At 55.6% G+C, this 15,542-nt stretch carries 13 protein-coding genes and 1 pseudogene; 10 read left to right on the top strand and 4 right to left on the bottom strand.

Going from position 1 to position 15,542, the window contains the following annotated elements; genetic code table 11:
* Window positions 1-58 precede the first annotated feature (58 nt).
* The 4 genes from ACW9KT_RS17765 to ACW9KT_RS17780 all read left to right on the top strand — a co-directional run bounded on the left by ACW9KT_RS17765 (window position 59) and on the right by ACW9KT_RS17780 (window position 4,050).
* The gene (locus ACW9KT_RS17765; protein ID WP_457082848.1) at window positions 59-1,051 is read left to right on the top strand and encodes a DUF1028 domain-containing protein; all 993 of its coding nucleotides are present in this window, start codon (window positions 59-61) and stop codon (window positions 1,049-1,051) included.
* 54 nt (window positions 1,052-1,105) lie between these two features.
* Window positions 1,106-1,660 (top strand): SixA phosphatase family protein, encoded by a 555-nt coding sequence (locus ACW9KT_RS17770; RefSeq protein ID WP_457082850.1) that lies wholly within the window; start codon window positions 1,106-1,108, stop codon window positions 1,658-1,660.
* A gap of 229 nt (window positions 1,661-1,889) precedes the next feature.
* Window positions 1,890-3,287, top strand: a complete 1,398-nt coding sequence (locus ACW9KT_RS17775; RefSeq protein ID WP_457082852.1) for a M20/M25/M40 family metallo-hydrolase — start codon at window positions 1,890-1,892, stop codon at window positions 3,285-3,287.
* A gap of 217 nt (window positions 3,288-3,504) precedes the next feature.
* Entirely contained in the window at window positions 3,505-4,050 is a 546-nt protein-coding gene (locus ACW9KT_RS17780) for a 2'-5' RNA ligase family protein (protein WP_457082854.1), read from the top strand.
* A gap of 234 nt (window positions 4,051-4,284) precedes the next feature.
* On the opposite strand, the gene ACW9KT_RS17785 is transcribed toward ACW9KT_RS17780, so the two are convergent.
* The gene (locus ACW9KT_RS17785) at window positions 4,285-5,088 is read right to left on the bottom strand and encodes an OmpA family protein (protein ID WP_457082856.1); all 804 of its coding nucleotides are present in this window, start codon (window positions 5,086-5,088) and stop codon (window positions 4,285-4,287) included.
* A gap of 243 nt (window positions 5,089-5,331) precedes the next feature.
* Here ACW9KT_RS17785 and ACW9KT_RS17790 point away from each other — a divergent pair, with 243 nt between their 5' ends.
* The 3 genes from ACW9KT_RS17790 to ACW9KT_RS17800 all read left to right on the top strand — a co-directional run bounded on the left by ACW9KT_RS17790 (window position 5,332) and on the right by ACW9KT_RS17800 (window position 8,623).
* Window positions 5,332-7,143, top strand: a complete 1,812-nt coding sequence (locus ACW9KT_RS17790) for a S8 family serine peptidase (protein WP_457082858.1) — start codon at window positions 5,332-5,334, stop codon at window positions 7,141-7,143.
* Window positions 7,140-7,868: a hypothetical protein gene (locus ACW9KT_RS17795; protein WP_457082860.1), complete on the top strand. Its 729-nt coding sequence runs from the start codon at window positions 7,140-7,142 to the stop codon at window positions 7,866-7,868. Before ACW9KT_RS17790 ends, ACW9KT_RS17795 begins: the two co-directional genes overlap by 4 nt.
* Window positions 7,869-8,023: 155 nt before the next feature.
* Entirely contained in the window at window positions 8,024-8,623 is a 600-nt protein-coding gene (locus tag ACW9KT_RS17800) for a hypothetical protein (RefSeq protein ID WP_457082862.1), read from the top strand.
* 93 nt (window positions 8,624-8,716) lie between these two features.
* Here ACW9KT_RS17800 and ACW9KT_RS17805 read toward each other — a convergent pair whose 3' ends face one another.
* Window positions 8,717-10,066 (bottom strand): peptidoglycan DD-metalloendopeptidase family protein, encoded by a 1,350-nt coding sequence (locus ACW9KT_RS17805; RefSeq protein WP_457082864.1) that lies wholly within the window; start codon window positions 10,064-10,066, stop codon window positions 8,717-8,719.
* Window positions 10,067-10,329: 263 nt separating this feature from the next.
* Here ACW9KT_RS17805 and ACW9KT_RS17810 point away from each other — a divergent pair, with 263 nt between their 5' ends.
* Entirely contained in the window at window positions 10,330-11,184 is an 855-nt protein-coding gene (locus ACW9KT_RS17810) for a hydroxymethylglutaryl-CoA lyase (RefSeq protein ID WP_457082866.1), read from the top strand.
* A gap of 131 nt (window positions 11,185-11,315) precedes the next feature.
* On the top strand, window positions 11,316-12,050 hold the full coding sequence (locus ACW9KT_RS17815) for a (Fe-S)-binding protein (protein ID WP_457082868.1): 735 nt from the start codon (window positions 11,316-11,318) through the stop codon (window positions 12,048-12,050).
* 80 nt (window positions 12,051-12,130) lie between these two features.
* Here ACW9KT_RS17815 and dapA read toward each other — a convergent pair whose 3' ends face one another.
* The gene (dapA, locus tag ACW9KT_RS17820; RefSeq protein WP_457082870.1) at window positions 12,131-13,021 is read right to left on the bottom strand and encodes a 4-hydroxy-tetrahydrodipicolinate synthase; all 891 of its coding nucleotides are present in this window, start codon (window positions 13,019-13,021) and stop codon (window positions 12,131-12,133) included.
* A gap of 129 nt (window positions 13,022-13,150) precedes the next feature.
* Here dapA and ACW9KT_RS17825 point away from each other — a divergent pair, with 129 nt between their 5' ends.
* Window positions 13,151-14,062 carry a polysaccharide deacetylase family protein gene (locus ACW9KT_RS17825; RefSeq protein ID WP_457082872.1) on the top strand — a complete coding sequence of 304 codons (912 nt, stop codon included), beginning with the start codon at window positions 13,151-13,153 and terminating at the stop codon, window positions 14,060-14,062.
* A gap of 111 nt (window positions 14,063-14,173) precedes the next feature.
* Here ACW9KT_RS17825 and ACW9KT_RS17830 read toward each other — a convergent pair.
* Window positions 14,174-15,542 (bottom strand): annotated as a pseudogene (locus ACW9KT_RS17830) (hypothetical protein); the annotation flags it as partial.

Raw genomic sequence — 15,542 nt, forward strand, 5'->3', positions numbered from 1 at the left:
GAGTCTGATTTTGAAACTACGCTATCTTGAACCGCCAATCACCCAAAACTACTTTTTCATGCTCCTCAAATCTGCTTTACTATTCCTCTTATTGGGCTTGCTGACCCCGGCTGCCGCCCAAGTTTACTCAGCCTCGGAGCCGCTGGCGCACACGTTTTCCATCGTGGCCCGCGACCCCAAAACCGGCGAAATGGCCGTAGCGGTGCAAAGTCACTGGTTTTCCGTGGGTACGTCGGTGAGCTGGGGCGAGGCCGGCGTGGGCGTGGTAGCTACGCAGTCGTTTACAAATAAGTCGTTCGGCATGCGGGGATTAGCGCTGATGAAAAGCGGCAAAACCGCCCAGCAAGCCCTCGACGAGCTGCTCAGCACCGACGAAGGCAAGGCCGTACGCCAAGTAGCCATTCTCGACGCTAAGGGCAACGTTGCCGCCCATACCGGCGACAAGTGCGTGGACTACGCAGGCCACATCACGGGCAAAGAGTTTTCGGTGCAGGCCAACATGATGCTCAATGAGAAAGTGTGGCCCGCAATGGCGAAAGCCTTTGAGCAAAGCGTCAACTTACCACTGGCTGAGCGTGTAATGGCTGCCCTAAATGCGGCCCAGGCAGCCGGCGGTGACATTCGCGGCAAGCAATCGGCCGCTCTACTGGTGGTGCGCGGACAGGCCACAAATGCCCCCTGGGAGGACCGCCTGATCGATTTGCGAGTGGATGATAATCCCGCGCCCCTCAAAGAACTGGACCGCCTGCTGCGCCTGCATCGGGCCTACAATCACATGAACGCCGGCGACTTAGCGGTAGAGAAAAATGATATGCCTGGCGCCATGCGCGAGTACCAAACGGCCGAAACCATGTTCCCGGATAACTTGGAAATGCGCTACTGGCACGCCATTACTCTGGCCAACAATAAGCAAGTGCCGGCGGCCCTAAAGCTGCTCCAGCCCATCTTTCGGCAGGAGGCCGACTGGCGCACCCTTACTGCCCGCCTGCCCAAAGTCGGTCTGCTGACGGTAACGGACGCCGAGCTAAAGCAGATCATGGCGCTGAAATAGTGCAACCCCGCGCCCAGCCCGGCGTTATTGGCTCACACCGTTTTTCTACTACCTATGCGCTTTCTACCCCTGTTCTCCTCCTGTGCTTTGTTGCTGAGCTTCCTTGTAGGCTGCTCCGCTGAGCGGCCCGTAGCGTCGGGTAATGCCTCAGCTAGCAATGCTGCCGCCGTCACGACGGTGTACCTCGTGCGCCACGCCGAAAAGGACACCAACCCCACACTCACCGACCCGCCCCTCACCCCCGAGGGAGAGCAGCGCGCCCTTACACTGCGCGACACCCTGGGTAGCCGCAACATCGAGGCCTTGTTTGTGACCAACACCGTACGCAGCCGCGCCACGGCCGCGCCCCTGGCCACTGCCTTGCAGCTCACACCCCAGGTCTACGACAAGCCCGCTGACCTGGCCGCCCGCATTCGCAAGGAACTGGGGGGCAAAACGGTGCTGGTGGTCGGCCACTCCAATACGCTGTTGCTCTTGGCCAAGGAGCTAGGCGCCACCCCCGACGTCACCAATATTGAGGATGGGGAGTATAATTATCTGTTTGAAGTAAAAATGCCCCCCACGGGCCCCGCGACAGTTACTACGCACCAGTTTGGGCTGGGACATTAAGTGTAATCAGCCCTGACCGTCAAATAGTAGTAATCTTATTTTAACACTAAGTGAGTTTGTTCCAGCAAAACCCAGCCGCCGACGGGCTGGGCTTTGTTTGTGCAATAGCAGTAGGGTAGAGGTATAGCCCCTGCCGTGCAACCCCTTTCCAGTTTCCTTGTACATTAGCCACTTCAGCCGCTTTCGTAGCGGGCTGAGTGGCTTTTTCATTTGCTGATCTTTCATTTCTATGTCCTCTTTTGTTGCTCGTTACCCGCTGCTGGTGGGAGTCGCTTCCCTGCTTTTATCAACTTCTGTTTGTGCCCAAAATGCCCCCCAGACTGATTCGCTGGCCATTCGTCGGATATATGATGAGGCTCTGCTGCGCGGGCAGAGCTACGAAAACCTGCGCCACCTCACCGGCCAGATCGGCGCGCGCCTGAGCGGGTCACCCCAGGCCCAGCAGGCCGTGGACTGGACCAAGGTGACCATGGAAAAGCTCGGCCTCGACCGGGTGTATTTGCAGGAAGTGATGGTGCCACACTGGGTGCGTGGCGCTCAGGAAAAAGGCCAGATTCGGGCCGCTAAGGGCAAGGGCATTGATGTGCCAGTCTGCGCTTTGGGTGGCTCGGTGGGAACGGGGGGCAAATTGCGGGCCCAGGTAATTGAGGTGCAGAGTCTAGACGAGCTGGCTGCTCTGCCCGAAGAAAAGGTGAAGGGCAAATTTGTGTTCTTCAACCGCCCCATGAACCCAACCCACATCGAGACCGGCAAGGCCTACGGCGAGGCTGGCGACCAGCGTCGCGCCGGACCTTCGGCGGCCGCTAAGCGCGGGGCCGTAGGCGCCCTGGTTCGTTCCCTCAGCCTGGCCCACGACGACTTTCCGCACACTGGTTCCCTGCGCTACGAAGACAATATAGCCAAAGTGCCCGCCGCCGCCCTTAGCACCAACGGTGCCGACCGCCTCAGCCAACTTCTGAAGGCGGATAAAAACTTGACTTTCGAGCTGGAAATGGCCTGCCAGACCTTGCCCGATGTGAAGTCTTACAATGTAATCGGTGAAATAAAAGGCTCGAAATACCCCGACGAAATCATCACCGTAGGCGGCCACCTCGACTCTTGGGACCTAGGCCAGGGCGCACACGACGATGGCACGGGCTGCGTGCAGAGCATGGAAGTGCTGCGCCTGCTCAAGGCCACTGGCCTAAAGCCTGAGCGCACCGTGCGCGCCGTGATGTTTATGAACGAAGAAAACGGCAACCGCGGCGGCATAAAGTATGCTGAGCTAGCTAAAGCCGCCAACGAGAAGCACTTAGCGGCTATGGAGTCAGATGGGGGCGGATTTACGCCCCGCGGCTTTGCCCTTGAAACCAATAACCCCGCTACCGTCGCTCAAATGCAAAAGTGGAGCCCGCTATTTGCCCCCTACGGCAGCGGCGACTTCGTGGTAGGCCACGGGGGCACCGACATTGGCCCCCTGAAAGACCAGGCTAAGGTGCTCATCGGCTACGACTGCGACTCCCAGCGCTACTTCGATATTCACCACACCGCCGCCGACACGTTCGATAAAGTGAACCGTCGCGAGCTGGAGCTAGGTGGCGCCAGCATGGCCGCGCTGGTCTATATGCTGAGCAAATACGGCCTGTAGAAACGCATATTTGCGTCTCATTCATTGCTGACGTTGGCTACAATGTCATCTGGCAAACTAGGAAGGACCTTATTACACCTAGACTTATCGTTCGGGTGCAATGAGGTCCTTCTTACGTCGGGAAGGCTGATAGTTAGAGATGCGATATAGGGAAGGCTAAACAGTGAGCCTCTATCGCGCTAGGTATCGGCAAGGATGCCTAATACGTAGGGTGATTATGCAACCACTTTATCTCGTCGCCATTTTGCCCCCCGAGCCTGTGTTCTCGGAGGTGTGGGCTATGAAGCAGGAAGTACACACACTGACTGGCAGTCGTAATGCCGTTCGCTTGCCCGCACACATCACGCTGCTGCCGCCGTGGCGTCAGGCCGAGGAGCTGGAGTTACCCATGCGGACCGAGCTGCGGGAGTTTGCCTCTACACAGGAAGGCTTCACGGTAGGCCTGGAGAATTTCGATTGGTTTGATAATCGCACCTTGTTTGTGCGCGTGACGCAGGCCACCGCTGTCCAGAATTTTCATGCGGCGCTGTCGGCCTGGTGTGCGGCACGCCTGCCGAATATTCCCCGCGAGGCCCGGGCATTTACCCCACACATGACCCTAGCTACCCGCGATTTGCCCCCCAGTCAAGTGCCCATGCTGCGGCAGCTTTTTCAAGCCCGTTCGTACGCCGCTACCTTCGAGATAAGCAGCCTCCAGCTCTTCCGTCACGATGGACAAAGGTGGCAATCACAGGAAGAATTTAATTTCAGAGCTAAGCTTTAGATAAATTATATCAAACTATTAATAATCACTGTGATATAAATTTATATTTTAAGGCAATTTCCTTTACAGTATTTGTAAAAACAGCTACAAAAGCAACGACCGCCCAATGAAGGCGGCCGTTGCTTTTGTAGCTGTTTCGGGGAAATTATTTACCCAAAAAGCCTAAGGAAAACACCCTGTATTCAGGCCAAAGCTAAGCTCAAGGAAACGGCAACTGACCCAAAGATGTTAAGATTAGTTAGCCTCCAGAATTTGGAAAAGCTCGTCGAGCTTAGGCGTCAGGATAATCTCGGTACGGCGGTTTAGGGCTTTCTCGGCGGGAGTAGTGTTGGCGGCTACTGGCAAATGTTGAGCCCGACCCGAGGGCGTTACCTGGGCCGGCGCGAGGCCCGCTGTGGTTAGGATACGTGTGATTTCGGTGGCGCGCAATACGCTCAGGTCCCAGTTGTCTTTCATGCCGGCCGTGCCTCTAGCAATAGGCACATTGTCGGTGTGGCCTTCTACTAGCACGTTTACGTCCTGGTTGCCCTTGAGGGCCGTAGCGAGTTTTTTCAAGGCTTCCTGGCCTTTCGGATCAACTACCGTAGAGCCCGATTTGAACAGCAGCTGCTCGGAAAGCGAGACGTACACTTTGCCGTTTTTAACGTTCACAGTCAAATCGTTGGCATTAAAACCCAGCAGGGCGTCGCCTACTTTCTGGCGCAGGGCTTTCACGGCCGCCTCCTTTTGATCGAGCACGCGCTGCAGCTCAGCGATGCGCTGCTCCCGATCTTGAAGCTGCTCTTTGGTGGTACCCAGGTTGGCATTTAGCTGATTTACTTCCTGATTCTTGCTCAGTAAGTTTGAGCGTAACGACTCTTCGGTCTGGGCTTTCTCCTGCTCCAACGCCGTCTTCTGGGCCTGAAGCTGTTCGCGGGCACTAAGCAGGTCAGCGTTTTGCTGCTGTAGGGCGGCTATTTCTTTCTTGTTGCAGCCAACAAGCAGTAAGCTGCCGCTTAGAAACGTTGTCAGGACGGTACGGGAAAGGGTTGTGTTCATAATCAGGGAGAATGTTGAAGACGCTGAAAAGCAATTGTCCAGGCCCGAAACCGACTTAGCACGAGGCCACGGCTCAGGTTGGAGAGACCAAGGTAGCGCCGAAATCCGTTTTGTGCCATTCTTGGGTACGAAGTGGGTAGCGAGCTTCGTTTAAAGCAGCGAAAATGCCCCCCAGAGCGTGTGCACTTGCCGCGTCAATCGTACCTTAGCCGCTGCTCCAGCATTCTATTTTACTGCCGCCACTTGCGTATTCGTTGTTCTTTGGCGCGGGCTTCCGCGCTACTTATTTGCCTCTGTTTAAGCGTGCTAGCCGAGATGGGCCACGCGGCATCGTTGCCGCCTACGGCGCGCTACTGGGTGGTATTGCGCGATAAAGCTGGCGTCCGCTTCGACCCCACTAGTTATTTTGCCCCCCAGGCCCTGGTCCGCCGCCAACGACAGCACCTGCCACCCGCCGACAGTACCGATTTTCCCGTCCGGGCCGATTATCTGCGTCAGGTGGACCAGATTGTTGATTCCATTACGTATGTAAGCCGCTGGTTTAATGCCATTGGCTGCTGGGCTACGCCGGCCCAGGCAGCCACGCTTAGCCGGCTGCCCTGGGTGCTGAGCGTGCAGGCGCGCTCCGATTCACCCTTACAGCCCGCCGCCCAGCCCGGCGCCCCCGAGCGCGGCACGCCCGAGGTAACGGCCGCCGACCGCCTGCTGGCGCGCAAGCAAACCGCAAGCCTTGGTGCGGCCGATTTTAGCCGCGCCAAGCTCGACGGCCGTGGCTTGCGCATTGCTATTTTCGATGTAGGCTTCTCCGGCACCGATCAGCACGCGGCCTTCCAGCATCTGCGGACGGGTAAGCGCATCGTGGCTACCTATGATTTCCTGAAAAAACAACCTTTCGTGTATGCAGGCGGCAGTCACGGTACGGAGGTGCTCTCGTGTATAGCGGGTCTGTTGCCCGATGGCACGCCTCTGGGTTTGGCGCCTGGCGCCGAGTTTCTGCTGGCTCGTACTGAGCAATTGCACCGGGAGCGGTTTGCGGAAGAAGAAGCCTGGCTGGCCGCCGCCGAGTGGGCCGACCGGCAGGGGGCCGATATCATCAACTCCTCGTTGGGCTACACTAAGCGGCGCTATTTCCCGGAGCAGATGAACGGGCGCACCAGCCTAGTATCGCGCGCGGCGGCTATGGCGGTGCGCAAGGGAATGCTGGTAGTAAATGCTGCTGGCAACGATGGCCTCGACCCGCAGTGGCGCACCATCGGCACGCCCGCCGATAGCGACTCGGTGCTGGCCGTGGGTGGCCTCGACCCAGATAACTACCTGCACATTGGATTCAGCAGCTATGGCCCCACCGCCGACCGCCGACTCAAGCCAAATGTGACGGCCTATGGTACGGTGCTGGCGGCGGCTCCGGGGGGCTTTGTGCGGACGCAGGGTACCTCCTTTGCTAGTCCGCTGCTCGCCGGTTTTGCCGCCTGCGCCTGGCAGCAAAACCGCAGTCTAACGGCTATGCAGCTTTTCCAGCAGATTCAGGCCGCCGCCGATTTGTATCCCTACTATGACTACGCCCATGGCTACGGGGTGCCCCGCGCGACATATTTCACAAACAATACCTCCAAAAAGCCCCCCACAGCTGCCACGTTTGATTTTGTGCTGCAACCGGAGCGCGACAGTGTTGTGGCAGTTATTATTCGGCCCGATGCCGGGGGAACACTGAGCGCGGCGCGTACGCTGCCTCTGTATGCTGATTCAGCTGAAATGGCCCCGCTGCCGGTAAAGAAAAAATTAGGGGATGTGCCAGCCGTGGGCCGCGAGGAGCTAGCCCCAGCGGCGCCCAGTGGGTCCGAAAAAAGCCCCTCGGTAGAGCCTACGCCCAACTTGCCCGCGCCACCCAGCTATCTGTACTGGCACGTAGCCGACCGCCGCGGCGTGCTCCGATTCTATGAGGTGCTGGACGTGAGTCAGCGGGCGGTGCTGCAAGTTCCCCTGCGCAGCCTGCAGGCCGGCGATACGGTGCAGGTGCACTATCGGGGCTATACTTCAACTTACTCCTTGAAATGAAGCGTCTGAGCCTACTGGCCATCTATACATTCGTGGCCGGATACCTCCTTGCGGTGCCCGCGGCCCGAGCGCAGCGGGTGCTGCTGCGTTCCAATGTGGGCACCGATACGCTGCGCTCGAAAGTGGGACCCAACCGGGCTTTCTTTCAGCACTTTTATCTGGGGTATGATGCCGTAGTAGGAAAGGCCGATGGTCCGGGCGCGGACTTACGCTCCGGGGCGTCGGGGCAAGTGCTGCTGGGGGTGCGGCAGAAATACCGCCTAAATCAGACTGCCGCATTGGGCTTTGATCTGCGCTACGCCCGCTTGGTGTATCAGTTGGCCCAAAATGACAGCAAAGTGCTTCCCACATCTACTCAGCACAAGCGCGAGCACCTGGCATTACCGCAATTTCAGGCCGAGGCTTTTGCCCGACTAAGTTTAAGCCGACGGGGCAACGTGGTGGGTAACTACTTGGATCTGTTGGGCTGGGGCGGCTGGGTTATTAGCACCGCCCACCATTATGAGGACTCGCCTGGTCCAACGGGATCGGGACGCGTAGAAGTGACGGAGCGCGAGCTCAACTATATACGCCGATGGTCGTATGGGGTGGGCGCACGGCTTGGGTCAGGCCGCTACGCCGTGGTGGCTCGACATCGGCTCTCCGATACATTTACCTCGGCGGCCGCTACTCGCTACCCCGAGCTACCACGGTGGGTAGTAGGTCTGGAACTAGGTATGTTCTAAACTGAATATTCATTTTCTGAGAAAAATCCTGATTTTTTTGCGTTTCCTAAGCTGGAAAATGCTTGCTTTGGTACAAATTTAGCTAGGTAAGGTCATTAACAGCCGATTCAACTCTGTACCATCGCTACGCTAGTCTTAGTCGCTTTTTAGTCTATATGAAAAAACTTTTTCTCTCCGCCGCTTTGGCAACCTTACTGTTTCAGGCTTCGTGTATTACCACCGAACGCGAAACGGCTACATCTAAAAATGACCCTAAAGTATTTACGCCACCGCCGGCCGGTCAGCGGGCTCGCCTTACGGAGCGGAGTGTGCTAAATACGGTTCGCGCTTCCCACTACTTTACCAGCAATAAGCAGAAGGACAACTTCGTGCTGATGTTGCAAGGACCAAAGATTTTGAACGCGCAGGCCCGCTTTATTATCATCAATGCCACCGGTGATACCATCCGCAATGAGGTGATGCCCGCTACGGCGCTACTCAGCGACCGGGACCTGGAAAACCCCAGTGCCGCCACCATCCGCGACAAGGAACTAGCCATTCTGAAAGCAATGAATGCCTTCTTCAGCAACGACCGGTTTACTCAGCCCGCAATTCCACGCAATGCCGACCAGCCCGCCGACGTCGAGGCCCCCGTCTGGAATGCCATTCGTGAGGACAACAGAGCCGTTGGCTTTGACTATATCGGAGTGGGTGGACGGGAACGGCGCATTGCCTATGCCAAGGAGTTGCAGCGGGCAGTGGTAGTGGCCCAATAGTAAGTTTGCTTTTGTAAAGCAGATACAAAAAGCCCCCCGGAGGTTCCGGGGGGCTTTTTTATGTCTAACGAATGGTGAACGCAAAGCGGCCAGTTAGCTTGCCTTGGCAACCCAGCCAATTAAACCCGTAGCGCTACGCACCAGCCGGAAGCCTTCTACCTCGGCTAGCACTGCCACACTTGTCTGAGCTGGGAGGGTATCGAAGGGCGCAATGCCAAGTTGGGGGGCTTTTATCAAATCGGTAGCGGCGGCGAGTAGCTCCCGGCGTAGCGGCTCAGCGGCGGCCGGCACCACAGATTTGGCAGCTATATAGCCAATTTGCCCTCCAGGATGCTCCACCCGATAGTAATCGGCTTGACTGCCAACTACCAGCAAGGGCGTGTCGCGGCTTAGGCCTGTTATGGCGGTGCCACCTTTAGCAGTAGGGCTCAGGCGCAGGTCAGCACGCTTGTCGCGCACGCGTACCCACTGCCCGAGGCGCTCAGCACTGGTGCGCGGGGCGGCTGGGTCCGCATCGGGGCGGCGAACAAAGGGGAAAGGGTCAACGGCACCCCGTCCGCCCCGATAGATGCCAAAATGCAAGTGAGGTGGGGTGGTGCGGGCATTGCCGGTATTACCAACTAGGCCCAGTGTATCGCCAATCTGCACGGTCTGGCCTGGCTGAACGAGCTGCTGATCAAGGTGGGCGTAGTATAGGTGCTGGCTATGTTCGGTGTCGGCAAGCCAGACAACTTTTCCGCCCCTAGGCGTCTCGTTTACGCGCGTAATCAGGCCTGCGGCAGCAGCAACTACCGGCGTGCCGCGCTTGGCAAAAATATCGATGCCCTCATGGCGCCGCGCGCCGGCGTCCCGATCAACGCCCCAGAAACTACCCACGGCCACGTCATTTTTGCCATGTACTGGAAAAGCTAGTGACGGCTCACGTTGGATACGCAAGGTGTAGCGGCCCGTACGCAGAAGCTCAGGCTGCACGCGCAGCAAATGCTGCCTATCGTCGGCAGCCAGGTAGCTAAAAGTGGCGGCTGCCGTATCGGCGGAGGCGATAAGACGGGGGGCAGTGTTATCAGGGCTCAGCTCAAAAGCATCAAGAAAGACTCGCACGTCGGCGCCTGGGTCCATAGTCAGGCTGATGCGCACAGTTTCGCCCTCGCGCACGGCGTAACGATAAGCGGCAGCACGAGCTTGATCGGCCCGAAAAAAGCCGGTTTCCTGAAATGGCAGCGTTACTACTAGCGAGTCGCGCAGGGCGCGATCGGCGGCGGCCAGCCAATCGCGGCCCAGGGCGGTCTGGTCGAGGCCGCTCTGGCGCAGGCGCTTGGCGTAGGTTTCGTGAGGTGTCGATTTCTGAAACAGGCCTTGCAAGGTCTGTTGCTTGCCACAAGCGGTGAGCAAAAGCAAAAAGCAAAGCAAATAAAACGGCGCGCGCGCGGAGCGTGAAGGCATCGGGTATAATTAGAAATACACAACTTACTAGTACTAAACCCTCAATTAAGCCGAGAGGTTCGGTATCGCAGCCAGATTGCCGAGCAGATAGGATGCGGCCTCAAACCTCGTTTTTTAAGCAAATTGGCAACTAAATCAGCTTATCAATGCTTCTAAGCATAGCAGTAGATAAGGCAACTTTTCGCTTTAGTCCCACCGAATTCCTTCTACTTTTGCTTGCCTCCCACTACACACCACCCATCTAGTCTCTGTTTAGTTCTTTTATGAAGCTTATCGAATGCCCGCGCGATGCTATGCAGGGCTTGCCAGAATTTATATCTACCTCCTCTAAAATTGCCTATCTAAACACTCTGCTTCGTGTAGGCTTCAATACCTTGGACTTTGGTAGTTTCGTATCGGCCAAGGCTATTCCTCAGCTCCGAGATACGGCTGAAGTACTAGACGGCCTCGATTTGAGTGCCACGCGCACCAAGCTGCTTGCCATTGTAGCCAACCTGCGCGGTGCCGAAACAGCAGTTGAGCATTCCTCAATTCACTATATCGGCTTCCCTTTGTCGGTATCCGAAACGTTTCAACGACGCAACACGAACAAGACTATAGAGGAGGCCATTACGGAATTGGCTGAGATGCAGAACCTGTGCGAGAGGAACGACAAGACGCTCGTAACCTATCTTTCTATGGGCTTCGGCAACCCCTACGGTGACCCGTGGAGCCCCGAGATTGTAGCAGAATTTACTCAGAAACTGGCCGCTATGGGCGTGCGCATCGTGGCTCTTTCCGATACCATTGGGGCTTCTACACCTGCTACTATCACGCCTCTGCTTAGCGAGCTGATTCCAGCTTTCCCTCAAATCGAATTTGGTGCCCATCTGCATACCTCTCCTGTGCATTGGCGTGAGAAAGTAGCCGCCGCGCACCAAGCAGGCTGCCAGCGCTTCGACGGTGCCATCGGCGGCATTGGTGGCTGCCCCATGGCCACCGACAAGCTGACGGGGAATATGCCTACTGAAAAGCTAGTAGCTTATTTTGAAGAGAGCGGCGTAGATTTGGGGCTGGATAAAGAAGCTTTCAAGCTTGCGCAACTCGCTGCCGGGAAGGTCTTCGGCTTGGGCAAATAAGGCAACCTTAAGCCCGCCAAAGCAGCGTAAGCTTAGGCTGCTGCCCTTTATTGAGAAAGCCCCCCAGCCGTTTTCTGTCGGTAATTTTCTCGTCAGCGCGCTATTTCGTCGATTTACGTTTCATTCCCCATATGCCCGTCGTTGATATATTCATTCCTTGCTTTGTAGACCAGCTTTTCCCCCAGACGGCCATGAACATGGTGAAGGTGCTGGAAGCTGTCGGCTGTGAGGTGCATTACAATACCAACCAAACCTGCTGCGGACAGCCGGCCTACAACGCCGGCTACAAGACCGAAAGCTACCAGGTAGCGGCTAAGTTTTTGGATGATTTTCCCGCTGGGGGGCAAAACCGCTACATCGTGAGTCCGTCGGGGTCTTGCGTGGGCATGGTGCGCAATGCCTACGCCGAGCTGTTTGAGGGCACCGCCGACCAGGCGCGCTACCACGGCGTGCAGCAGCGCATTTTTGAGCTAACAGAGTTTTTGGTAGATGTGCTCGGTATCAAAGAGGTGCCGGGGGCGAAGCTCTCGGGTCAATACACCTACCATGACTCTTGCTCGGCCTTGCGCGAGTGCGGTATCAAGGCCGCACCGCGTATGCTCCTGGATGCGGTAGCCGGCCTGGAGCGGCTGGAAATGAATGAAAGCGAGACCTGCTGCGGCTTTGGGGGCACGTTTGCCGTGAAGTTCGAAGCTATTTCGGTGGCAATGGCTGAGCAAAAAGTAGAAAACGCCCTTGCCACCGGTGCTCGCTACATCGTGAGCACCGACACCAGCTGCCTCATGCACCTCGACGCTTATATTCGCCGCGAAAAGAAGCCTATCAAAACCATGCACGTCGCGGATGTGCTGGCTAGTGGCTGGTGAAAGTTTTTACTTAGAAAGCGAAGCCCCATCTCGATCAAGATGGGGCTTCGCTTTTTAAGTAAATAATTAAGTAAATAACGCTACAGTAATTGCCGCACACGTTCCGTCAGGCTCTTCGAAGCAGCTACCAAGGGAAGCCGAACGGCGTCTGAGCACAGTCCTAAGGCTGCCAGTGCGGCCTTCACACCTACAGGGTTGCTCTCTTCGTACATCAGCGGGTTCAAGTCCAAAAATCCAAAAAGCAGGTCACTGGCTTCGGCAAAATTGCCCCCCAGAGCCGCCCGCGTCATGCTACTCATGCGGTCGGGAAAGGCATTTGCCAGCACACTGATAACGCCCTCGGCACCAAAGGAAATCATTGGTGCGGTTAGCATATCGTCGCCGCTGATGAGAAGGAAATCGGCTGGCCGACCGGCGGCAATTGCCATGCACTGCTCCAAGTTGCCGCTAGCTTCTTTGATACCGATAATATTAGGATGCTGAGCCAGTTGCAAGGTCGTTGCGGCGGTCATATTGGAGCTGGTACGACCGGGCACATTATACAGGATAATGGGCAGGGGAGAGGCATCAGCCAGCCGCTGGTAGTGGGCCACGATACCAGCCTGAGAAGGCTTGTTGTATGCAGGACTGGCTGAGAGAATGGCCACTACGCCCGTCAGGTCGGTGGTGCGAAGCAGGTTCTCTACGCCCGCTGTATCGTTGCCACCGATGCCATAAACCAGTGGCACCCGCCCGGCAGCCTGCTCGCGTACAACCCGCAAAATTTCGGTGCGCTCGGCTGCTGTAACCGTTGGCGACTCGGCCGTAGTGCCATTGACGACCAGGTACTCAACTCCGCCGTCAATCATAAAGTCAACCAAGCGACGCAGGGCCGGATAGTCAACCGCATGATCGGGAGCAGGGGTAAAAGGGGTAATAAGCGCGACGCCCGTGCCGCGCAAGGCAGAAAGGTAAGAATCTTGTTGGTCCATGCGGGAATTAACCGTTGTTTTGTAGCTAGGAAGGCTGCGTGAAGGTACGCTGCTCGCGTCAAATGCTTTATTACGGCTTCCCCTTTGCCTAAAAATACCTTACTCCCTGTTTCCGGATTCTCTTTTCGAATGATGCTTACTCGTACACCCCTTTTGGCGGCTGCCTTCCTGGCTACCACGCTTACATTATCTGGTTGCGAAACCAAACCGGCCACTGCCTCCGAAGTAGAAGAAGTAGCTGCTGAGCAGAGTGCTACGCCGGTAGCGGCAGTAGCCGACAAGCCAGCTAATCCAAACACGCCGGCTCCCGATCCAACCACGATTCCTACTTCAAACATTGCTTCAGCAGCCACCATTTTGGCTCGACCCCAGGTTCCGATCCTCTGCTATCATCAAATTCGGGACTGGACGGCGAAGGACTCCAAAAACGCCAAGGATTATATCGTGCCGGTGGAGCAGTTCCGTAAGCAAATGCAGATGTTGGCTGACAGCGGCTACCATACCATCTTGCCCGATCAGCTATACGCCTATCTGACCACGGGTGCTCCCTTACCATCCAAGCCCGTGATGCTTACCTTCGACGACACTGACCTAGATCAGTTTACTGTGGCTAAGCCGGTAATGGAGAAGCATGGCTTCAAGGGTGTATTCTTCATTATGACCGTTTCGCTGGGTCGGCCGCGCTACATGAGCAAGGCGCAGGTGAAAGAGCTGTCGGATCAGGGCCACGTCATTGGGTCTCACACGTGGGATCACCACAACGTGAAGAAGTACCAGGGTCAGGATTGGGTAACGCAGATCGAGAAGCCAACCAAAACGTTGGAAGAAATTACGGGTAAGAAGATTAACTATTTTGCCTATCCCTTCGGCCTCTGGAACCCTGAGGCTATCCCAGAGCTGAAGAAGCGCGGGTTTGTGGGCGCGTTTGTCCTAGCTGAAAAGCGCGACCAGCAAGATCCACTCTTTACTATTCGCCGCATCATTGCCAGTGGCTACTGGACACCGCGCACCTTGCATAATAGCATGCGTAATAGCTTCTAATGCTACTGGGCATACATTCATAGCACCAAAAAAAGCCCCCCAGACTGAGTCTAGGGGGCTTTTTTTGTTAGATCTACCGGTTGTCGTTAAGTAATTAGTTACGCTCACTATTTATGGAATAGGCGTAGGGGTTTGGACACTAGGCAAAGTAGGCTCAAGCTTACTGGAGGGCCGAAAGAGAATGCCTTTAACCTCTGGGTAACGCTTTGTAAAGTGCTCTTTTTGAACTTGTAGCGACTGATTTGGCTGAGTCGGAGCAAATACAAGAACCGGTTTGCTATTCAATTCAACTCGCTCTGCTAATCCAAAGCGAACTGATAAATAAAGGGACTCAGCCGATTCAGTTGGTAAGGAGGTCTTAATATCAACTGCAACCCAGTTGGTGAAAGCCGAACCGGGAAAATAAGCGAACAATGAATCAGTGCGCGGCACCGTCCATACCCACACGGCACTGGTATCACCTGATGCTCTGAATTGTGTTACCAAGCGTTGCCAAGTGGCCCGATAAACTGCTGCATTACCTGTTTTAATTAGTGGGCGCAGCAGCACAGGCTTATTGCTTTGCTGAATAGCTGCCACGCTACGCTGCCACTCAGCATCATCAAATGTGCCCTCAATTACCTCCCAAGTAAGCAGCGGAATCCAGGCATTTGTATCCATCTCCTTTAAAACGGCTTTCGTTACCTTAGGTCCATGAGCTGGAGGTAACCATAGTTCGACTAAGCCCGGGGTAGCATTGGATGAGCCATAAGCGAATGTTGTAGTTTTGCTTTTATTGGTTATAGCCGTTGCCGCATAGCCTACGCGTGCTTCCCCATAGCCCGACCGGGACCATATTGACTCAGCAGAAGGGACTAGATCACGTAGCCATATACTTATACCTAAGCTAGCGAGTGAGTGCACAATAAGTAGCGCAAAGGCTGCAGGTAGGGCGCCCTTATGAATCCAGCTTAAAAAAGTTTTCTTAAGCTCCTTACCTTGTTTTTCAATCTTCATTACCAGCCAACGTATGGGACGGAACGTGGTAGCAATCCGAACTACGCTGTCTAACAAATCGTGCTGAGCCATAAGCACTGACGCTCCTAAAATAGCCGCATTAGTAAATGCCAAGCCCATCATTAGCAGTGCATAAGGTGTCTGATTTAAGAAGTGTCCATAGCGAATAGCAGCTAAGGATAATCCAGCCACTGCTAAGTTAGGCAAGCAGAGCTTCCACTCATTTCCCTTATGATCTTCCTTAGGCGTAGGAATATAAGGCACTTGCACCCGGAGCAAGGTGTAAACAAAACCTAACGTATAGATCCACCAAGTGCCAATGCGTAAGATTCCACCGCTCAAGTGTAATCCCGTTTCATGAGGCTCCCGTAACCAACGCTGAGCGTTATAACGGATTAGTAAGGACATGATCAGGACTGGTGTCAGGTGCAAGGCAAATTCCGGAAGCGATAAATGCCAGGGAAACTCGGCAAGCAACAAGGCA

This window comes from Hymenobacter sp. HD11105, assembly GCF_054051685.1.

Excerpts from the sequence above, each read along its gene's own strand:
- ACW9KT_RS17765 (WP_457082848.1), top strand. The coding sequence starts at position 59 with ATGCTCCTCAAATCTGCTTTACTATTCCTCTTATTGGGCTTGCTGACC.
- ACW9KT_RS17770 (WP_457082850.1), top strand. The coding sequence starts at position 1,106 with ATGCGCTTTCTACCCCTGTTCTCCTCCTGTGCTTTGTTGCTGAGCTTC.
- ACW9KT_RS17775 (WP_457082852.1), top strand. The coding sequence starts at position 1,890 with ATGTCCTCTTTTGTTGCTCGTTACCCGCTGCTGGTGGGAGTCGCTTCC.
- ACW9KT_RS17780 (WP_457082854.1), top strand. The coding sequence starts at position 3,505 with ATGCAACCACTTTATCTCGTCGCCATTTTGCCCCCCGAGCCTGTGTTC.
- ACW9KT_RS17785 (WP_457082856.1), bottom strand. The coding sequence starts at position 5,088 with ATGAACACAACCCTTTCCCGTACCGTCCTGACAACGTTTCTAAGCGGC.
- ACW9KT_RS17795 (WP_457082860.1), top strand. The coding sequence starts at position 7,140 with ATGAAGCGTCTGAGCCTACTGGCCATCTATACATTCGTGGCCGGATAC.
- ACW9KT_RS17800 (WP_457082862.1), top strand. The coding sequence starts at position 8,024 with ATGAAAAAACTTTTTCTCTCCGCCGCTTTGGCAACCTTACTGTTTCAG.
- ACW9KT_RS17805 (WP_457082864.1), bottom strand. The coding sequence starts at position 10,066 with ATGCCTTCACGCTCCGCGCGCGCGCCGTTTTATTTGCTTTGCTTTTTG.
- ACW9KT_RS17810 (WP_457082866.1), top strand. The coding sequence starts at position 10,330 with ATGAAGCTTATCGAATGCCCGCGCGATGCTATGCAGGGCTTGCCAGAA.
- ACW9KT_RS17815 (WP_457082868.1), top strand. The coding sequence starts at position 11,316 with ATGCCCGTCGTTGATATATTCATTCCTTGCTTTGTAGACCAGCTTTTC.
- dapA (WP_457082870.1), bottom strand. The coding sequence starts at position 13,021 with ATGGACCAACAAGATTCTTACCTTTCTGCCTTGCGCGGCACGGGCGTC.
- ACW9KT_RS17825 (WP_457082872.1), top strand. The coding sequence starts at position 13,151 with ATGATGCTTACTCGTACACCCCTTTTGGCGGCTGCCTTCCTGGCTACC.